General features: G+C 73.7%; 14 protein-coding genes, 1 tRNA gene and 1 pseudogene. 7 read left to right on the forward strand and 9 right to left on the reverse strand.

The window, feature by feature from the left end; translation table 11 throughout:
• Positions 1-131: 131 nt before the first annotated feature.
• Both ACIOC1_RS29100 and ACIOC1_RS29105 read left to right on the forward strand, forming a co-directional pair.
• Positions 132-743, forward strand: coding sequence for a helix-turn-helix domain-containing protein (locus ACIOC1_RS29100; RefSeq protein WP_188284047.1), 612 nt, complete (start codon positions 132-134; stop codon positions 741-743).
• Positions 744-919: 176 nt separating this feature from the next.
• The gene (locus ACIOC1_RS29105) at positions 920-2,245 is read left to right on the forward strand and encodes an MFS transporter (RefSeq protein ID WP_401856892.1); all 1,326 of its coding nucleotides are present in this window, start codon (positions 920-922) and stop codon (positions 2,243-2,245) included.
• Positions 2,246-2,252: 7 nt separating this feature from the next.
• Here ACIOC1_RS29105 and ACIOC1_RS29110 read toward each other — a convergent pair whose 3' ends face one another.
• The 4 genes from ACIOC1_RS29110 to ACIOC1_RS29125 all read right to left on the reverse strand — a co-directional run bounded on the left by ACIOC1_RS29110 (position 2,253) and on the right by ACIOC1_RS29125 (position 7,887).
• Complete coding sequence (locus ACIOC1_RS29110; RefSeq protein WP_355343036.1) at positions 2,253-3,047, reverse strand: S16 family serine protease; 795 nt, start codon at positions 3,045-3,047, stop codon at positions 2,253-2,255.
• Between the two features lie 473 nt (positions 3,048-3,520).
• On the reverse strand, positions 3,521-4,261 hold the full coding sequence (locus ACIOC1_RS29115) for a helix-turn-helix domain-containing protein (protein ID WP_355343033.1): 741 nt from the start codon (positions 4,259-4,261) through the stop codon (positions 3,521-3,523).
• Positions 4,262-4,503: 242 nt separating this feature from the next.
• Positions 4,504-6,294: a DEAD/DEAH box helicase gene (locus tag ACIOC1_RS29120; protein WP_355343030.1), complete on the reverse strand. Its 1,791-nt coding sequence runs from the start codon at positions 6,292-6,294 to the stop codon at positions 4,504-4,506.
• 180 nt (positions 6,295-6,474) lie between these two features.
• Complete coding sequence (locus ACIOC1_RS29125; RefSeq protein ID WP_401856923.1) at positions 6,475-7,887, reverse strand: MFS transporter; 1,413 nt, start codon at positions 7,885-7,887, stop codon at positions 6,475-6,477.
• A 312-nt stretch (positions 7,888-8,199) separates the two neighbouring features.
• Here ACIOC1_RS29125 and ACIOC1_RS29130 point away from each other — a divergent pair.
• A tRNA-Cys gene (locus tag ACIOC1_RS29130) sits at positions 8,200-8,274 on the forward strand.
• Between the two features lie 132 nt (positions 8,275-8,406).
• Here ACIOC1_RS29130 and ACIOC1_RS29135 read toward each other — a convergent pair.
• Positions 8,407-9,387, reverse strand: coding sequence for a twin-arginine translocation signal domain-containing protein (locus ACIOC1_RS29135; RefSeq protein WP_401856894.1), 981 nt, complete (start codon positions 9,385-9,387; stop codon positions 8,407-8,409).
• Between the two features lie 201 nt (positions 9,388-9,588).
• Between ACIOC1_RS29135 and ACIOC1_RS29140 the strand changes: the two are divergent.
• The 4 genes and pseudogenes from ACIOC1_RS29140 to ACIOC1_RS29155 all read left to right on the forward strand — a co-directional run.
• Positions 9,589-9,744 (forward strand): annotated as a pseudogene (locus tag ACIOC1_RS29140) (protein-L-isoaspartate(D-aspartate) O-methyltransferase); the annotation flags it as partial.
• 231 nt (positions 9,745-9,975) lie between these two features.
• Entirely contained in the window at positions 9,976-10,659 is a 684-nt protein-coding gene (locus ACIOC1_RS29145; RefSeq protein WP_401856896.1) for an NADPH-dependent F420 reductase, read from the forward strand.
• A gap of 109 nt (positions 10,660-10,768) precedes the next feature.
• Positions 10,769-11,215: a carboxymuconolactone decarboxylase family protein gene (locus ACIOC1_RS29150; RefSeq protein ID WP_355343018.1), complete on the forward strand. Its 447-nt coding sequence runs from the start codon at positions 10,769-10,771 to the stop codon at positions 11,213-11,215.
• Positions 11,216-11,259: 44 nt separating this feature from the next.
• Positions 11,260-12,015 carry an isocitrate lyase/phosphoenolpyruvate mutase family protein gene (locus ACIOC1_RS29155; RefSeq protein WP_401724182.1) on the forward strand — a complete coding sequence of 252 codons (756 nt, stop codon included), beginning with the start codon at positions 11,260-11,262 and terminating at the stop codon, positions 12,013-12,015.
• 194 nt (positions 12,016-12,209) lie between these two features.
• Here ACIOC1_RS29155 and ACIOC1_RS29160 read toward each other — a convergent pair whose 3' ends face one another.
• From ACIOC1_RS29160 to ACIOC1_RS29175, 4 genes are all read right to left on the reverse strand, one after another.
• Positions 12,210-14,519, reverse strand: a complete 2,310-nt coding sequence (locus tag ACIOC1_RS29160) for a xanthine dehydrogenase family protein molybdopterin-binding subunit (protein WP_355343012.1) — start codon at positions 14,517-14,519, stop codon at positions 12,210-12,212.
• Positions 14,516-16,279, reverse strand: a complete 1,764-nt coding sequence (locus ACIOC1_RS29165; RefSeq protein ID WP_401856899.1) for a 2Fe-2S iron-sulfur cluster-binding protein — start codon at positions 16,277-16,279, stop codon at positions 14,516-14,518. The genes ACIOC1_RS29160 and ACIOC1_RS29165 overlap by 4 nt, the downstream gene beginning before the upstream one ends.
• Positions 16,276-17,148, reverse strand: a complete 873-nt coding sequence (locus ACIOC1_RS29170; protein ID WP_355343006.1) for an FAD binding domain-containing protein — start codon at positions 17,146-17,148, stop codon at positions 16,276-16,278. Before ACIOC1_RS29170 ends, ACIOC1_RS29165 begins: the two co-directional genes overlap by 4 nt.
• A gap of 267 nt (positions 17,149-17,415) precedes the next feature.
• The gene (locus tag ACIOC1_RS29175) at positions 17,416-19,047 is read right to left on the reverse strand and encodes a beta-N-acetylhexosaminidase (RefSeq protein WP_401856901.1); all 1,632 of its coding nucleotides are present in this window, start codon (positions 19,045-19,047) and stop codon (positions 17,416-17,418) included.
• Positions 19,048-19,175 lie beyond the last annotated feature (128 nt).

The following is a 19,175-nucleotide window of genomic DNA, read 5'->3' on the forward strand; positions in this document are numbered from 1 at the left end:
GGGCTCGGGGGGTACGGCTCGCGGGGCACGGGCCGGGGGTACGGCTCTGGGGTACGACTCTGGGGTGGATGCAAAGCTGTTTTGCAAAAGAGCGTTGCAAAGGTGCTTTGCACGCGCTTAAGGTGGTGTCCATGACGGACAAGAAGGACGCGGTGCCGATCGGCCCGATCTCGGACGAGGATCTGCTGACCCTCGACGCCAGGTCGCTGCGCGGCCTCGCCCACCCGCTGCGGATGCGGCTGCTGGCCGCGCTGCGCGACCGCGGCCCCGCCACGGCCTCCCAACTGGCCGACCGGCTCGGCGAGTCCAGCGGTGCGACCAGCTACCACCTGCGCCAGCTCGCCTCGTTCGGCCTGGTCGAGGACGACCCCGGCCGCGGCACCGCGCGCGAGCGCTGGTGGAAGGCGGTGCACCGGGGCCAACGCTTCGACAGCATCGGGGAGTTCGTCCGGCACCCCGACCCCGAGGTGCGCGCCGCGATGAGCACCTTCCTGGTCGAGCACGCCACCAGCAGCGCCGAGCAGGTGGCGACCTGGATGAGCACGATGCACACCTGGCCGAAGGTCTGGCAGGAGGCGTGGGACTCCAGCCGCTTCACGCTGCGCCTCACGCCGCAGGACGCGGTGGAGCTGAGCGAGCGGGTGCACGCGCTCGTGGAGTCCTTCCGCGAGCGGGAGACGGACGGGCCGGAGGGTGAGCGGGTCCGGGTGCAGTTCCACGAGTTCCCGATCGCGTCCGACTGACCCCGCTCCCCCGCGCCGCGCGCGCCGTCACCGCACGCGCAGCCGTATCCGTATCCGTATCCGTACTCGTACCCGTACCGGCTCTCTGTCCGTACCGCCTCCCTGTCCGTACCGGCCCGTAATTCCGTAGCTCCGTCACTCCGTATCAACGACCCATCGTCACGGGGGAATTCGCCATGCCCGCACACACCGCGATACCGCACGCCCACCACCGGCCCGACGGGTCGGGACCGGCCCGCGACCGGCGCCCGCTGGGGGTGCTGCTGGCCGCCAACGTGGTCTCGATCGCCGGGAACATGCTCACCGTCGTCGCCGTCCCGTGGTTCGTGCTGGAGACCACCGGGAGCCCGGCGCGGGCCGGTCTGGTCGCCTTCGCGGCCACCCTGCCGGTCGTGCTCGCCGCGATCCTGGGCGGCCCGCTGATCGACCGGCTCGGCTACGCGGTCACGAGCGTCGTGTCGGACGTGGTGTGCGCGGCGGCCATGGCGGCCGTACCGCTGCTGCATCTGACCGTCGGGCTGCGCTACTGGGAACTGCTCGCGCTCGTCGGCGTCAGCGGCCTCTTCCACGCCCCCGGCGAGACCGCCCGCGAGGTGCTGATGCCCCGCCTCGCCGCACGCGCCGACACCACCGTGGCGCGGGCGTCGAGCGCGTACGAGGGCGCGTCGCGCGGCGCCCGTATGCTCGGCGCCCCGCTGGCGGGCGTGCTCATCTCGGTGATGGGCGCCACCAATACGCTGCTGGTCGACGCGGCGACCTTCGCGGTGTCCGCGGTGCTGATCGGGATCGGGGTACGGGACCGGACGCCGGCGGAGGCGCCGGAGCCGCCGAAGGAGTCCGCCGGCAGTTACCGGGCCGAACTGCGCGAGGGATTCGCCTACTTGGTGGCCGCGCGGCTGCTGTTCGCCATCGTGGTGATGGTGATGGTGACCAACGCGCTGGACCAGGCGTGGTCGGCGGTGCTGCTGCCGGTGGACGCCCGCGAGCACCTGGGCGGTTCGGTGAGCGTCGGCCTGGTCGCCGGGACCTTCGGCGGCGGCGCGCTGATCGGCTCGCTGACGTACGGCGTCGTCGGCCACCGGGTGTCGCAACGCGGCCTCTACATCGGCGCGTTCCTCATCAGCGGCTTCCCCCGGACGGCCGTGGCCGCCTTCGTGCCCGGTCTGACCCCGCTCCTGGTCACCTGCGCGGTGTGCGGGCTGGCCGCCGGGGTCCTGAACCCGATGATCGGCACCGAGATGGTCCGCCTGGTCCCCGAGCGGCTGCGCAGCCGCGTCTTCGGCGCCGTCACCTCCGGCGTCCTGGTCGCCGTGCCGCTGGGCGGCCTGCTCGGCGGCTTCCTCGTCCAGTACGCGGGCCTGCGCACCGCCATGGCCACCGTCAGCGCCGTCTATCTGCTCACGACGCTGAGCCCGCTCGTCCTGCCCGCCTTCCGGCACTGGAACGACGAGCCCGGCGACGAGCCCGCCGTGTCGCCGGGCGCCGCGCGGGCGTCGGTCTAGCCGCCGTCTAGCAGGTCGGCAGCTTTCCGCCCTTGTCCAGGGCGGCCAGGGCCGCCAGCGCGCCGTCCAGGTCGTTGACCGGGACCAGCCTGAGCCCGTCGGGCAGCTCCGCCTTGGCGTCGGAGCACTCACCGCGCGGTACGAGGAAGACGGTCGCGCCGTCGCGGCGGGCGGCCTGCTCCTTCAGCGGCACCCCGCCGACCGCGCCGACCTTGCCCGAGGCGTCGATGGTCCCGGTGCCCGCGATGGTCCGGCCGCCGGTGAGGTCGCCGCCGTGGCCGTCGCCGTTGATCTTGTCGATGATGCCGAGTGCGAAGAGCAGCCCGGCGCTGGGGCCGCCGACGTCGGCGAGCTGGAGATCGACCTTCACCTTGGACGGTGAGAGCCCGAGGTGCTTGAGCGCGGCCGTCGTCGCCGCGTCCTGCGAGTCGGTCATCTCCTTGCGGTTCGCCTTCTCGATCTCCTTCACCGAGCCGCCGGTGGGGTAGACCGAGTCGCGCGGCATCGCCGCCTGGTCCTTCTTGAACCACGCCTTCAGCACGTCGGTGACGTGCACCGAGGCGTCCGGTGACGTCGCCTGGATCGTCACCATCCGCAGTTGCCCGCTCGTCCTGCGCACCGGTGTCCCGCTCACCGTGATCACCTGCGTCCCCTGGTCCGCCCCCAGCACGTTCGCCGTCAGCCCCGGCTCCACGATCGAGATCGGGAGCGGGGCGAGGGCCGCGACGGCCAGCAGCCCGGCCGTGACTGCTCCGCAGACGGCCAGAGTCACGGTCCGCCGGGAGACGCTGCTTCTACGCATGCCGCCGACCCTATTTCACACCCCCCGCCCTCGCGGCCACGCCCCCGCACGACCAGTGCCCCGCCAGGGGCGCGAGGAACTGCGCGAGCAACCCACCACCGGCCGGTGGCCCGGACCCAACCGAACCGCCCCGCCGCCCCCGGCAAAACAACCGCCCCGGGGCCGGGCCCCAGCTCCCCGCACGCACGCACGACCAGTGCCCCGCCAGGGGCGCGAGGAACTGCGCGAGCAACCCACCACCGGCCGGTGGCCCGGACCCAACCGAACAGCCCCGCCGGGACCGGCGGTGACCTGCGGCTGGCCGCGCAGACCCCCGCGCCCCGGGGCAGCGGCCCCAAAACGCGTAGCTGGCGTCCCAGCAAAGGAACTCCCCTTGGGCCGCGCCCGTGAAGACGCGTAGCCGGCGTCCCGGCAAAGGACCCGCCACGGGCCCGGGGGTCTGGGGGCGCACCCTTGTGGGGAGGCTCAGCGCCCTAGCGCAGGGCGTCGGCGACCTCCGTGGCGGCCTCCACGACGCGCGCACCCACCCTCTCGGGGACCGAGTCGGCGAGCATGACGACGCCGACGCTCCCCTCGATGCCGGGGACGCCCAGGAGGGGCGCGGCGGCCCCGCTGGCACCGGCCTCCAGCTCGCCGTGGGTGAGGACGTACCGGACCGGCTCGGTGGCGGTGACGGTATGGGCGGCGGGCGGCCCCTCGGCCGGGCGGGCGCCCAGGGACTCCTCCTCGACGAACCGCTCCCAGCGCGACCCGTCGGGCGTCGGCTGCATGCCCCGCCCGGCGAGGATGGCGCGCCCCGCGGCCCCGCGGTCCAGCGGGTGCCGGAAGCCGGTGCGATAGGCCACGTGGTAGTCGGTCCAGGTCGGCTCCACGACGGCGACGGCCAGCGCCTCGCTGCCGTCGACGAGGGTCAGGTGGGCGGTCGCCCCGATCTCCTCGGCGAGCGAGCGCAACGCGGGCAGTGCGGCCTCGCGCAGCAGCGGGTGCACCTGGTGGGCCAGACCGAGCACGCCCAGTCCGACGCGCGCCCGGCCGCCGAGGTCACGGCGGACCAGCGAATGCTGCTCCAGCGTGGCCAGCAAGCGGTAGACCACCGTCCGGTTCACACCGAGTTTGGCGGCCAGCTCGGTCACCGTCAGGCCGTGGTCGGTGTCGGCGAGCAGCTTGAGAACCCGCAGGCCCCGGTCAAGCGTTTGAGACGTCTCCGCGGTCACGACGCCCCCTCCTCGTAGGCGGCGGCCATCTCCACGGCGGTAACGCACTGCCGGTCCCGCGGCAGTGCGCGGAGAGGCCGCCGGTAGTCGTCATACCGGCTGCGCTCCGCGGCTGCACTGCCACGGCGCGTGCGTGACCGGCACCGTAGCGAGCGGGTACCGCTCAGCGGAAGGGGTCGTCCACAATCCGGGCGTCGGCTTGACCCGACTTTGGAGATCCACCCTCTACAATACGGCCGACATCATCGCATTCGGGTCGCCCACTCCTGCACCTTCTTGATCCGCTCGCCGAGCTGTCCCGCCGTCGCCTCGGCGCTCGGCGGCCCGCCGCACGCACGGCGCAATTCGGTGTGAATCACCCCGTGCGGCTTACCGCTCTGATGGTTGTACGCGGCCACGAGCGTGTTCAACTGCTTGCGCAGTTCGAGCAGTTGGCGGTGGGTGACGATCGGGCGCCGCTCGGCGGGGAGTTCGAGCAGATCGGCCTCTTCGTCCGGCTTCTTCCGGCTGTGGGCGATCTGTCGGGCCTGCCGCTTCTGCAGCAGTATCTGGACCTGGTCCGGTTCGAGGAGTCCGGGGATGCCGAGGTAGTCCTGCTCCTCCTCGCTGCCCGGATGCGCCTGCATGCCGAACTCGGCCCCGTCGTACAGCACCCGGTCGAAGACCGCGTCGGACTCCAGCGCCTCGAAGGGCAGCATGTCCTCCTCGGTGGCCTCGTCCTCGGCCTTCTCCGCGTCCGCGAGGAGCTTGTCCTCCTCCGCGAAGGGGTCCTCCTCGCCCTGCTTCTTGGGCTTGTCGAGCACGTGGTCGCGCTCGACCTCCATCTCGTTGGCGAATTCCAGCAGCATCGGGATGGTCGGAACGAACACCGACGCCGTCTCGCCGCGCCGCCGCGACCGTACGAAACGGCCCACGGCCTGCGCGAAGAACAGCGGCGTCGAGATCGTCGTGGCGTACACGCCGACCGCGAGGCGGGGCACGTCGACGCCCTCCGACACCATCCGGACCGCGACCATCCACCGGTCCTCGGACTCGCTGAACTTCTCGATCCGCTTGGAGGAGCCGGGGTCGTCGGAGAGCACGACGGTCGGCTTGTGCCCGGAGATCTCCTTGAGCAGCTTGGCGTAGGCGCGGGCCGAGTCCTGGTCGGTGGCGATCACCAGGCCGCCCGCGTCCGGGATGCCCTTGCGGACCTCGGTCAGCCGCTGGTCGGCGGCCTTCAGCACGTTCGGGATCCAGTCGCCGGTCGGCGCGAGCGCGGTCCGCCACGCCTGTCCGATGGCGTCCTTCGTCATCGGCTCGCCCAGGCGCGCCGCGATCTCGTCGCCCGCCTTGGTGCGCCAGCGCATGTTGCCGCTGTAGCTGAGGAAGATCACCGGGCGCACGACGCCGTCGTTGAGCGCGTTGCCGTACCCGTACGTGTAGTCGGCGGCGCTGCGGCGGATGCCGTCGTTGCCCTCCTCGTACACCACGAAGGGGATCGGGTTGGTGTCCGACCTGAACGGCGTCCCGGTCAGCGCCAGCCGCCGCGTCGCCGGGTCGAACGCCTCCAGGCACGCCTCGCCCCACGACTTGCTGTCGCCCGCGTGGTGGATCTCGTCCAGGATCACCAGCGTCTTGCGCTGCTCGCAGCGGTTGCGGTGCAGCATCGGCCGCACCCCGACGCCCGCGTACGTCACGGCGACGCCGTGGTACTCCTTGCCGACGGGGCCCGCGCTGTACTCCGGGTCCAGCTTGATCCCTATCCGCGCCGCCGCGTCCGCCCACTGCGTCTTCAGGTGCTCGGTGGGCGCCACCACCGTGATCTGCTGCACCAGGTGGTTGTGGAGCAGATACGACGCCAGCGACAGCGCGAAGGTGGTCTTCCCGGCGCCGGGTGTCGCCACCGCGAGGAAGTCCCGCGGCTGCTTGGCGACGTACGCGTCGATGGCCCCCTGCTGCCAGGCCCGAAGCTTGTTCGCCGTCCCCCAGGGCGCGCGCCCGGGGAAGGCGGGAGACAGATGGTGCGGGTGCGATGCGGCGGTGGTAGTCACGGTCTCCGTTGAGGTTCGTCTCGCGGCGGGTCGGTACGAAAACCGCCTCAGCCTACCGGCCGCACCCCCTCACCCCCGTCCCGACGCCACCGCGCCGCCCGTGTGCGACTCAGCTCACATACGGGCGCGCGGACGCCGTCTCGTACGGTGATACGCAGTCCCGGGCGCAGGCGGTCGGTCTCACGCCGATTTCGGGTGGGGGCGCAGGCGGGCCGCTACGAAGGCGCCCACGAGGGCCAGGGCGGCGGCGGGGAGGAAGACGGCGGCGAAGGCGGCGGGGTGTGCCGTCGTGGTGGTGCTCGCGTCGGCCGCGGCGCCGACCGTGCCGCCGCCGAGGGCGGCGAAGACGGTGCCGGCGGCGGCGACCAGGAGGACGTTGGAGAGGGCGTCGGAGACCTGGAGGGCGGCGGAGTTGGCGCCGGCCTCCGCGGGGGCGGACTGCTCCAGCATCAGCACGCTGAGGGTGGAGATGACCAGGCCCATGCCGAGGCCGCCCGCGCACCAGGCGACGGCCACGATCCACACCGGTACGGACTGGACGAGGGCGAGGGAGGCGCCGCAGATGGCGGCGGCGGACAGCACCATGCCGAACTGCGCGAGGCGTTCGCGGACCGGCGCCAGGCGCGGGCGGGCCTGGACGTACGAGCCGAGCGCCCAGGTGAGCCCGGCGCCCGCCAGCGACAGACCCGCCATGGTCGCGGACAGGCCGCGCTGGGTGACCAGCATCAGCGGGATGAAGCTCTCGGCGGCGATGAAGGTGCCCGCCGCGATCCCGCGCATCAGGATCACCGTGGGCAGCCCGCGCACCGCGCGGAAGGTGCCGGGCGGCAGCAGCCGCAGCGCGGACGGTACGAGCAGCACGATGCCCGCGACGGCCGGTATCACCGAGAGCGGGCTGATGTCCTGGCCCGCGTACTGCAACAGCGCCGCGCCCGTCGCGAGCGCCACCGCGTACCAGATCCGCCGCCCGTCCCGTACGGGCGGCGCGACCGGCTCGGGGGCCTCGGGCAGCGTCTCGGGGGCCGGGTCGGGGGCGTGCGCGGCCCGCCGCAGCGGCGGCAGCATGACGGCGAGCGGCAGGGCCACGAGGACCGGGATGGCCAGGAACACCCAGCGCCAGCCGAGGTGTTCGGTGGCCGTCCCCGACACCAGCGGCCCGACGATCGACGGCACCACCCACGACGCCGCGAAGGCGGCCATCACCGAGGGCCGCAGCCGTTCCGGATACGCCCGGCCGACCACCACGTACAGCGCGACGATCACGAGCCCGCCGCCGAGCCCCTGCACGGCCCGGCCGAGCACGAACGGCCACATCGACTGGGCGGTCCCGCTGATCACCAGTCCCGCCGCGAAGCCGCCGATGCCCGCCGCCAGCGGCGGCAGCGGCCCCGACCGGTCGCACCACTGCCCGCTGACCACCATCGCGAGCAGCGACGTCGTGAAATACCCCGAGAACGCGAACGCGTACAGCCCGAGACCGTCCAGCTCCCGCGCCGCGATCGGCATCGCCGTCCCCACCGCGGTCGCCTCGAACGCGATCATCAGCACCACCGACACGATGCCCAGGGTCAGCGCGCGGTACGACCGCCCCATCACGCCTTCCGGCGCGGCCGGGGCGGTATCGGGGTCGATTCCAGGAAGCCGCTGGTCACGGCGAGTGTCGGAGGCAGTCACCAGCCAAGGGTAAGGGGCATCAGCCCCTTTCACCCCTGCCCTGCGACCCCCTTTCCCTCCGCCTTTCGCCCTACGCCCCGCCCTCGTCCCGCCCTCGTCCCGGCCGCCTTCCCGCCCCGGCCCGCACCCCCGTTCATGAACGCCGTATGGCAGTCCCGTTGCACCCCCTCCCCCACCCTTGACCCACCCCCGCCCCACCCGCGAAGGTCGAACCACACCGCACACACACCTGGCCGTGTGCCCGAGTGGTTGAGGGACTCGCCTGCAAAGCGAGTTACGCCGGTTCGATTCCGGTCACGGCCTCCAGTCGCCTTTGACCAGGCAAATCAGAAGGGCGGCACCCGATGAGGGTGCCGCCCTTTTGGTGGTCCGTCTCAGTTCCCGTCTCAGTCCCGGACCCGCCGAACGTCTCAGCCTCTCGGCCACGTCTCCCGGTCATCAGCTCGCGAGTGCTTCGCCGAGCCTGGTGTGGGCGGCGCCGGGAAGCACTTGGTGCAAGGTCTCGGCGCGGGCTCGGACGAGGCCGTCGCGGTACGCCTCGGGGAGCCGTTCCCAGACGGCGACCGCCTTGTCGGCGGCCGCGGTCGGGTCGCCGTCGGTGTGAAGGCAGAGCGCGGCGTCCATCTCCAGCAGGGCGCGGGTCATGACGGACGGGGTCCGGGTGAGGGCGAGGGCGGCCTCCTGCTCGGCGTACGCCTCCCGTGTGCGGCCGAGGAGCGTGAACGCCTGGGAGAGGTGAACGTGGTGCTTCTGGAGCGGGTAGCCGAACCAGGTGTCGGCGGCGTGGGTGCCGTCCAGATGTTCGGCGATCAGACGCGCGTCGGCGACGGAGCGGAGCGCTCCCTGCTGGTCTCCGATCGCGGCCAGCGCCCGCGCGTTGACGGCCGCTGCCAGGGCCGCCGCGGCGGACGGACTCTGCCCGGCCTCGGCGCGGGCACGACCCGCGAGATCGGCGGCGGCTTTCGGAGCACCGTAGTTGAGGGGCACCATCGCGTGCCGTGCCAGTGCCCAGGCGAGCATCTGCCGGTCGCCGGACTCGCGGGCGGCCTGCTCGGCGGTGGTGAACCAACCGTGCGCGTCGCGCTGGTCGCTGCGGTCGTGCTGGATGATCGCCACCAGGCCGGTGATCCCGGCCGCTGTCCGGGCAAGGTCGGCTCGCGCGGCAGCCGCGTGCGGACGGCTCAGGACGTCCCGCAGCAGGTCGAGGTCGTCGCGCATCTGCGTCAGGACAACGGTGGGAGGACGGCCGCGATAGCCGCCGCGGTGCCGCTCGAAAGCACCGTCGAGATAGGCGAGGTCGCCGGCATCGGAGCCGCTGAGCGCCGCGTTGATGCCCTGGCGCGCTTCCGCGATGCCGGGCAGAGCCACCGCACCCGTCGCCGCCGCTGCCGCCGCGCCGAGGAACTGTCGTCGGTCCACCTCCGTGCCCTCCTCTCCCCCCTCACCACTATCCGGGCGGTTCCGAAGTCTGCGCCACTGCTTACTCGCCGCGACCGCCCGGACGATCTTCTCCACCGGCAGGCCGTACGCCTTCGCCAGCAGGGGGTGCCAGGCGGGGACGGGTAAACGGCGTTCGGTTTCCCAGCGTTTGAGGTTCTCCCGGTCGAACCAGCGGCCGTCCAGTACGGGCCGCGTCGGCTGTGGGACGAGGTGGAGGCCGCCTTCCGCTGGTGGACGGGCCGGGGAAAGCCGGGGGTCGAGCGCTTTGGGCTGACGGTCGACGCCGACGGGCAGTACGTGTGGCTGGACGATCCGGCCGAGTCCTGGGGTATCTGAGCGACATCACTCTCCAGGCACGAAGCGGGGAGAGGCTCCTGGACGGCTTCCGGGCCGGGCCGGAGCCCCTGCCGAAGACGCCGCCGAAGGCGAAAACCCTGCCCGCGCCACCCCTGACCGCCGCCCGGCTCGGCGACGTGCTCCTCGCACTCGGGCCGCACCGGCGCCGCTGACAGGGTGAACGACCGGACCGGCGGAAATACTGACGTGGCCGTGGCGGTTGCCGCCGGTATGGCGACTTTGGGACTGATCGGCAGCGGAAACATCGGCGGCACCCTGGCCCGGCTGGCGGTCGACAGCGGGCTCGATGTGGTGCTCAGCAACTCCCGGGGGCCGGAAACCCTCGCGGACCTCGTCGCGGAGCTCGGTCCACGAGCCCGCGCGGGCACGGCGGCGGAGGCCGCCGCCGCCGGGGACTGGGTGGTGGTGACGGTCCCGGTCAAGGCGTATCCGCGGATTCCGCGGGAGCCGCTGGCGGGCAAGACCGTGATCGACACCGGCAACTACTACCCGCAGCGCGACGGCGAGATCGCCGAGCTGGTCGAGAAGAAGACCACCGACAGCGGGCTGCTCCAGGGGTATCTGGACGGTGCCCACGTGGTGAAGGCGTTCAACAACATCTTCTTCAAGCACCTGGCGGCGCTGCCGCGTCCGGCGGGAGCGGCCGACCGCAGCGCCCTGCCCATCGCCGGTGACGACGCCGACGCGAAGGCGCACGCCGCTGAGCTGCTCGATCTGCTCGGCTTCGACACGGTGGACGCCGGGCCGCTCGCCGAGGGCCGGCGGTTCCAGCCCGGCACGGCGGCGTACGGGCTGCCCTACGCGGACAAGTCGGTCGCCGACTTCATGGCCGAGCCCCCCGCGCCGGCCTCCGTCGCCGACATCGAGGCGGCCCTGGCGGCGGCGGAGAGCTGAAACCGGGCCCGAAGCCGGGCCGCCCGTCCGCTCCCGCCGCGATTGGCCCAGGGATTTGGGGCGGGAGTGGTACAACGGCGCGGGGCGATCAGGCCGTAGCGTCGTCGGTATGAGTGAGCGAGTGGATTACGCGAAGCACGCGCCGGACGCGTTCCGGGCGATGCTGGGGTTCAGCCAGGCGGCGGCGAAGGGGCTCGACCCCGTGGTCGCGGAACTGGTGAAGATCAGGGCGTCGCAGATCAACCGGTGCGCGTTCTGCCTGGACATGCACATCAAGGACGCGCGGAAGGCCGGGGAGAGCGACCAGCGGATCTTCCTGCTGAGCGCGTGGGAAGAGGTCGACGGCGTCTACAGCGAGAAGGAGCGGGCGGCGCTGGCGCTGACGGAGGCGGTGACGCTGCTGACGGACGGGTTCGTGCCGGACGAGGTGTACGCGCGGGCGGCGGAGCACTTCGACGCGGACGAGTTGGCGCGCCTGGGGGCCGCGATCGTGGCGATCAACGCGTGGAACCGGTTCAACGTGACGTTCAGGACGCAGCCGGCGGCGAGCGCGTGAGCGGCGCGGGGGCCGGGGCCGAGGTCGGGGCCGGGGCGGGAGGCGTGGCCGGGGCGGGGGGCGTGGCCGGGGCCGGGGCGGGGGGCGCGAAGGCGCTGCTGGCGCTGCATCACGGGCGGGACGCCGCCGATCCGTTGGTGCTGCCGGGGCCGTGGGACGCGGCCAGCGCGCGGGTGTTCGCGGACGCGGGCTTCCCGGCGCTGGCGACGCCCAGCGCCGGGGTGTCGGCGTCGCTGGGGTACGAGGACGGCGAGGCGCCCGCCGACGAGATGTTCGCCGCGATCCGGCGGATCACCCGCGCCGTGGACGTCCCCGTGTCGGCCGACGTCGAGGCCGGATACGGGCTGGCGCCCGAGGAGTTGGTCGAGCGGCTGCTGGAGGCCGGGGCCGTCGGGTGCAATCTGGAGGACTCCGAGCCGGGGTCCAGGGGGCTGGTCGAGCCCCGGCGGCAGGCGGACCGGCTCGCGGCCGTACGCGCCGCCGCCGGGGACGCGTTGGTCGTCAACGCGCGCATCGACACGTTTCTGCGCGGCGACCGTACGACCGGCGCCGCCGTCGAGCGCGGGCTGCTCTACGCCGCCGCCGGAGCCGACTGCGTCTACCCGATCCTCGCCCCGCCCGCCCTCCTCGCCGAGATCGCCGAAGCCGTCCCGCTCCCCCTCAACGCCCTCTGCCGTCCCGGCGGGCCCTCCCCCCGCGAGCTGGCCTTCCTCGGCGCCACCCGCGTCACCTTCGGCGGCGGCCTCCAGCAACAAGCCCTGGAAGCCGTCCGCGACATGGCGACCGGCATGCGCCTGTGACCCGCCTGGCGCGCGCCGCGTAAAGGCGCCGGGCCACGTTGTCCAGGGGCGCGGTGGACCGGCACGCTCAGCCGCGGCCGCGCCCCTGACAAGCTCAACCCGCCCGGGACAGCTCCGCTACGAGGCCGCCCCGGCGCCTTGCGCTCGCACGTACCGGGCACCGCCTGGACCGCCCATGATCCGCCGGACAGGCGCTAGTTCTGGGGTTTGACCACCGCGGCCTGGGGGCGGATGGGGAGGCGGGGGATGGGGCGGGCGGTGGCGGCGCGGACGGCGGCGGCCACCGCGGCGGGGGCGGTGACGACGGGGACCGCGGAGACGGCCTTGGCGCCGAAGGGGGCGAGGACGTCGCGCTCCTCGACCAGCCGGATGATGCGGACCGTGGGGGCGTCGAGGGCGGTCGGCAGGGAGTATCCGGTGAGGCTGGGGCGTTTGACGATGCCTCGGGGCGCGCGGAGGTCCTCCATCAGGGCGAGGCCGACGCCCTGGGTGATCCCGGCCTCGATGCGGGCGGCGAGCTGGCGGGGGTTGAGGATGCGGCCGACGTCCTGGGCGACGGCCATCTCGACCACGCGCACGGCGCCCAGTTCGATGTCGACGTCGACCACGGCGCGAATCGCGCAGAAGGTGAGGCCGACGAAGGCGTCGCCCTGGCCGGTGTCGTCGAGCCGGTCGGTCGGGTGCGGGCGGCACTGCGCGGTGGCCCACAGCTCCTTGCCGTCGAGGGTCTCGGCGACGGTGGTGGACAGCACACCGTCGTACGAGGTGATCTTGCCGTCGGCGATGGACAGCAGCTCCACGGACATGCCGAATTTGGCGGCGAGCGGCTGGAGCAGCTGGGTGCGGACCATCTTGGCCGCGCGCTCGACCGCGCCGCCGGACACCCAGGTGTGGCGTCCGCGCGCGGAGGGTCCCGACGGCGGCTGGTCGGTGTCGGACGGCAGCACCTGGACATCGTCGATGCCGAGGACTTCCTGGACGATCTGCCGGGCCAGCGTGGTGAATCCCTGGCCGGTCTCGACGGCGGCGCAGATGACGGTGGCGCGGCCGTCGTGGACGCGTACGGTCGCGGTCGACACCTCGTCGGCGCCCTCGGCGCCGAGCACGTGGACCATGCCGAGCGCGTAGCCGACCCCGCGCCGTACCGCGCCCGGCTCGCCCGCGCCCGAGGTGCCGCCGGGCAGCAGCCACTGCGACTCGTCGTCGCCGTCGGGCAGCGGGGGCAGCTCGGCGTCGCGTACGGCCTTCAGCAGCTCGCCGACGGGCGCGGGGCAGGTGACGGTCTGGCCGGTGGGCAGCAGGTCGCCGGTGGCCAGGACGTTGCGCATCCGGATCTCGGCCGGATCCAGGCCGACCTTCGCGGCGAGCTTGTCCATCTGGCCCTCGTACGCGGCGCAGACCTGGAGCGCGCCCTCGCCGCGTACGTGGCCGGACGGCGGGTTGTTGGTGCGTACGGCCCAGCCCTCGACGAAGACGTGCGGGACGACGTAGGGACCGGCCGCGAAGGCCACGGCGGCGGCGAGCGCGTCGGAGGAGGCGTCGGCGTACGCGCCCGCGTCGAGCAGGATCTGCGCCTCGACCTTGACCAGGCGGCCCTCGGCGTCGGCGTGGTGCCGGTAGCGCAGCAGGGTGGGGTGGCGGTGGGCGTGGCCGAGGAAGGACTCCTCGCGGGTGGCCACGAATTTGACCGGGCAGCCGGTCTTGAGCGCGAGCAGGCCGAGCGGGAGCTGGACGCCGGAGTCCTCGCGGTCGCCCATCGCGCCGGGCACGCCGGTGACGACGACCTTGACGCGGTCGGGTTCGAGGCCGAAGCAGGCGGCGGCCAGGTCACGGTCGGCGTGCGGGTCGGTGGAGGCGACGTACAGCTCGACGCCGCCGTCCGGGCGCGGGACGGCGAGTCCGGCCTCGGCGCCGATCGGCGCCGGGTCCTGGCGGCCGACCCGGTACAGGCCCTCCACGATGACGTCGCCGATCGCGTCGGGGTCGCCGAAGCGCAGCGGGATGTGCCGGATCAGATTGCCGTCGGGGTGCAGCGGCTCGGCGGCGAACGCCTTCTCGGGGTCGGTGACCGGCTCCAGCACCTCGTACTCGACGAGGATCGCGGCGGCGGCGAGCCGGGCGGTGTCGGGGTGGTCGGCGGCGACGGCGGCGATCGGCTCGCCGTGGTGCCGCACCAGGTCCTCGGCGAAGACCGGGCGGTCCGCGACCCGGCGGCCGTGCATCGCGTCGCCCGGCACGTCCTCGTGCGTGACGACGGCCCGCACGCCGGGCATCGCGACGGCCTCGCTGGTGTCGATCCGGGTGATCCGCGCGTGCGGGTACGGCGAGCGCAGCACGGCCGCCCACAGCAGCCCCTCGGCCCACAGATCGGCCGCGTACGGGTAGGTGCCCTGCGCCTTCTGGAGCGCGTCGGCCGAGGGCAGCGACGCGCCGATCCCCCGTACCGCCCCGGCGCCCGCCAGGGTCTCCGCGACGGGCCCCGGTCCGTCGATGATGCCGGTCATACGGCGCCTCCCGAGGGGCCGCCCTGGTGCGGGACGCGGGCGGGGGTGGAGGAGGCCGCGGACGCCGGGTTGTCGGGGTCGTCGGCGGCGGCCTCGCGGGCGGCGATGACCTGGTCGACGGCGTCGAGGACGCCGCGGTAGCCGGAGCAGCGGCAGAGGTTGCCGCACAGCGCCTGGCGGGTCTCCAGGTCGGTGGGTTTGTGGTTGCCCTCCAGCAGGTCGTGCACCGTCATCGCCATGCCGGGGATGCAGAAGCCGCACTGTACGGCGCCGGATTCGGCGAGCGCGCGCTGGACGTCGGAGGGGCGGCCGTCCACGGTCAGGCCCTCGACGGTACGGACCTCGCTGCCCGCCGCGGTGGCCGCGGGCACCAGGCAGGAGGCGACCAGACGGCCGTCGACCTGGACGGAGCAGGCCCCGCACTCGCCCTGTTCGCAGCCGTCCTTGGCGCCGGCGAGGCCGAGGCGTTCGCGCAGCACGTAGAGCAGCGACTCGCCGAGCCAGGCGTCGGTCACCGGGCGATCGGCGCCGTTGACGCGCAGGACGTAGGAGGCGAGGGGGTGTTCGCTGTGGGTCTCCTCGACGGGTTCCGGCTCCCGCTCGGCCTCGTCGGCCGCGAGGTCGCCGTCCGCCTCCGCCGTACCGGAATCCGGGGCGAGGGGGTCGGGGGCGAGGCCGTCGGGCGCGGGGCCGTCCACGGCGTCGGGGAGCGGCCCGGCCGGGGGCAGTTCGCCCGGCGCGAGGCCGTCCGGTACGTGGCCGTCCGGTACGTGGCCGTCCGGCGCGAGGCCGTCCGGGACGTGGCCGTCCGCCACCAGTTCCTCGCCGCCGTCGAGCGCGGGCAGCGCGGACAGGCCGCCCAGGCCGCCCGGCAGGGCGTCGAGGCCGCTGAGACCGTCGAGCGCGGACAGGCCGTCGACGCCGTCGAGCGCGCCGATCCCGGTGAGCGGGGTGAGGCCGTCCGACAGGCCCTCGGGGTCGTGCAGCGCGCCCGCGCTGCCGGGGCTCTCGGGATCGCCGGGGGCGCGCGTCCTGGCCGCCGGGTCGTGGCCGGTGCCGTAGTCGGCGTCGTGGCCGGTGTGCGTGAACGCGCTGTCGGCGGTGGCCTGGTGTCCCGCGCCGGGCGGCGGGCCCTCCGGGTCGTCGACGGCGGCGGACCAGGCGGCCTGGGTGGGCGGCCAGGGCAGCCCCTCGTCAACTCCCGCGCCCAGGCCGGTGCCCAGGCCCGTACCGGGGTCGATTCCGGTGCCGACGCCGCTGAAGTCCCACTGCCCGGTGAGCTGGTCCTGCGGTGCGCCCTGCCCGGCCTGCGCCTGGGCGGCGGCCTGAGCGGCCGCCTGGGCCTGCGCGGCGGCCGCCGCGCCCTGCCCGAACATCCCGGCGGGGAAGGACTGCGTGGGCGCGGGCGACGGCGCCTGGTCCCACGGCGAGGCGAAGGAGCCGACGGAGAACTCCCCCGAGTCGCCGTCCGCGTCGTCCTTTATGACCGGGATCGACCACTGGGTGACCGGGTCGCCCTCACCGGTGACGGGCGGTCCCGCCGGGCCGTGCGCGCCGAGCGGGTCCTCGCCCGGCCGCGGCTCCGGCGGCAGTTGGGCCGCGAAGGAGACGTGCATGGTCTGGTCGGGGTCGTAGTCCCCGCCGCCGGGCACCGGCTGCCAGGTCCCCGACGTGCCGGGCGACGCACCGGACCCGCCGGACGTGCCCGACCTGTCGTCGGTGCCGGGTGCGCCCGGCTGCGGCTGCGGCTGGTCGGTCATGCCAGTGCCCTCCCGAGCGCTCGACGGGACAGTGCGGCCACGGTACGGCGTAGCTGGACGGCGGCGGGCGGCAGTTCGACACCTTCCTGGTCCGGGATGCACGCGGCGGCCACGTACTCGCCGAAGGCCGTGCACGCCTCGGGGGCGAGATTGCGGTCGCCGTCCCAGTCGATGAGGCCCGCGACCCACTGCTCGGCCTCCAGGGGCCGCAGCGGCACCGGCGCGACCGCGCCCACCGAACAGCGCACCTGGCGGCGCGCGGGGTCGACCACGAGCGCGACGGAGGCCACCGCGCGCCCCGGCCCGGTGCGCCCGGTGGCCTTGAGGAAGGTCTGCGGCGCGTGCAGCAGCGGAATCCTCACGAAGGCGAGGAGTTCGCCGGGGCGCAGCGGGTCCATGCCGGTGAGCAGGTGGCTGACCGGGAGTTCGCGGTCGCCCTCGGGTCCGGCGACGATGACGCTGGCCTCCAGCGCGGCGAGCACCGGGAGGGCGTCGCCGGTCGGGGCCGCGGTCGCGATGTTGCCGCCGAGGGTGCCCGCGTTGCGGATCTGCGGCGGTCCCGCGGAGCGGGCGGCGGCGGCGAGCGCGGGGATGAGGGCGGCGAAGTCCGGCCGCCCCATCCGCGCGTGGGTCAGTCCGGCGCCGAGCAGCGCCGCGCCGTCCGCGTACTGCCAGCCGCGGATCTCACTGATCCGGCCGAGGCCGACCAGCGCGTCCGGGCGCAGCAGCCCGGAGTTCACCGCCGCCATCAGGTCGGTGCCGCCTGCGACGGGCACGGCGCTGGGCATGGCGGCGAGCGCCTCCACCGCCTCGTCGAGCGAGGACGGCAGCGTCACGTTCTCCGCCGTCCGCCGTGCATACGTGCTCACGCAGCCTGCCCCTTCCCGGCCTTCCTCCGTCGCGCGGTAGCCGTACCGTACGTGCTCACAGCCTGGACGTGGCAACTCTGGCACATGTTCCACGGTGGTCAACGCGAGGGTCCACGAAGTACCGATCCGTCCGTCACGGGCGCGATCGTACGGCTCTGACGGAATCAACCGCTGTGCCGGAATTGCCATCCTTCGGGTGTGTTGCGACGGTACGCCACTCCACCGTGCCAGCTCCGCCCGCGCCGGGTGCGGAAGTTGCGGAATCAGTCACACGATCGGGGGCGGACCGTCCTTGGGACGGCCGAGGACGCCGGGGCGGCGCTGCCACGGCAGCGGGCCGCCCGGCGGCCGGTACTCCACGCCCAGGGCGTCCAGTCGGGCGTAGTGGGTCCGCATCCGGGCTTCGAATTCCGGCCAGTCGCGCTCGTCGGCGGCGGGCAGGTCCGACCAGGCGACCTCGGCGAAGGCGGCGAGCCGCGGGAAGGCCATGTAGTCCAGCACCCGTACGGAGTCCATGACTTCGGTCCAGATGTTGGCCTGGGTGCCGATGACGTGCGCCGCCTCCTCCTCGGTGAGCTGCGGCGGAACCGGCTCGAAGCGGAAGACGTCCTCCAGGCCGCGGGCGTGCGCGATCGGCACCGGCTCCTCGGGGTCCTCCGACTGCCGCCAGTCCAGGTAGACATGGGTCTGGGGGCACATCACCACGTCGTGCCCGGCCTTGGCCGCCGCGATGCCGCCGGCGTATCCCTGCCACGACGACACGGCGGCGCCCTCGGCGAGGCCGCCCTCCAGGATCTCGTCCCAGCCGATCAGCCGCCGGCCGCGCTCGGTCAGCCAGTGGTCGAAGTGGCCGATCATCCAGCTCTGCAGCTCGTCCTCGTCCTCCAGGCCCAGCTCCTGCATCCGCTCCTGCGCCGAACGCGAGGCGCGCCACTGGTCCTTGGGGCACTCGTCGCCGCCGACGTGGAAGAACTCGCCGGGGAACAGCTCCAGCAGCTCGGCGAAGACGTTCTCGTAGAAGCGCAGGGTGCTCTCGGCGGGCGAGAGCACATTGGGGTTGACGCCCCACGTGGTCAGCACGGAGAGGGCCGAGGTGTCGACGACGTCGGTGTTGCCGAGCTCCGGGTACGCGGCGATGGCCGCCTGCGAGTGGCCGGGAATGTCGACCTCGGGGACGACGGTGATGTGCCGCTCGGCGGCGTACGCGACGATCTCGCGGATGTCGTCCTGGGTGTAGTAACCGCCGTGCGGGCGCTCGTCCCACAGCGGCGACTCGCGCAGCCCGATCTTCGTGCGCTCGCGCCACGCGCCGACCTCGGTCAGCTTCGGGTAGCGCTTGATCTCCACCCGCCAGCCCTGGTCGTCGGTGAGGTGGAAGTGCAGCACGTTCAGCTTGTGGGCGGCCATCAGGTCGAGGTACTTGAACACGACGTCCTTCGGCATGAAGTGCCGTGCCACGTCGAGCATGAAGCCGCGCCAGGCGAAGCGGGGGGCGTCCTGTATCTGGCAGGTCGGCACGCGCCACTCGCGCTCCCCCAGGGGCGCCCGGCGGAAGGCGTCGGCCCCCAGGAGCTGGCGCAGGGTCTGCGCGCCCCAGAAGACGCCGGCGGGGCTCCCGCCGAAGACGTGCACGCCGGAGTTGGGCGCGGCCATGATGCGGTAGCCCTCGGGGCCCAGCTCCCTGGCCACCGCGTCGTCCACCGCCAGCCGGATCACGTCCTTCCCGGACGGCTCCACCGGCGCCAGCGGCAGGCCCGTCGCTGCCGCGAGCACTCCGCGCAGCCAGCGCGCGGCGCCTTCGGCGCCGGGGGTCGCGGTGAGGGTCGTCTCGGGCCCGAGGACGAAGGCGTCGTCGGTGCCGTACGGGGTCTGATGGCGCGGGGCCGGAATGAGGTCCATGGGGGCCATCCTGACCCGTAATCCGCGATTGGCATAGACCAATCCCGCAGCTGCCTGGCCGAGGACCGTTCTCCGACCGCGGAAGCGTCATGCCTGGTCGCGCAGTTCCCGCGCCCCTGAAGCGCTCG

The organism is Streptomyces sp. NPDC088197 (assembly GCF_044741185.1).
Taxonomy (GTDB): Bacteria; Actinomycetota; Actinomycetes; order Streptomycetales; family Streptomycetaceae; genus Actinacidiphila.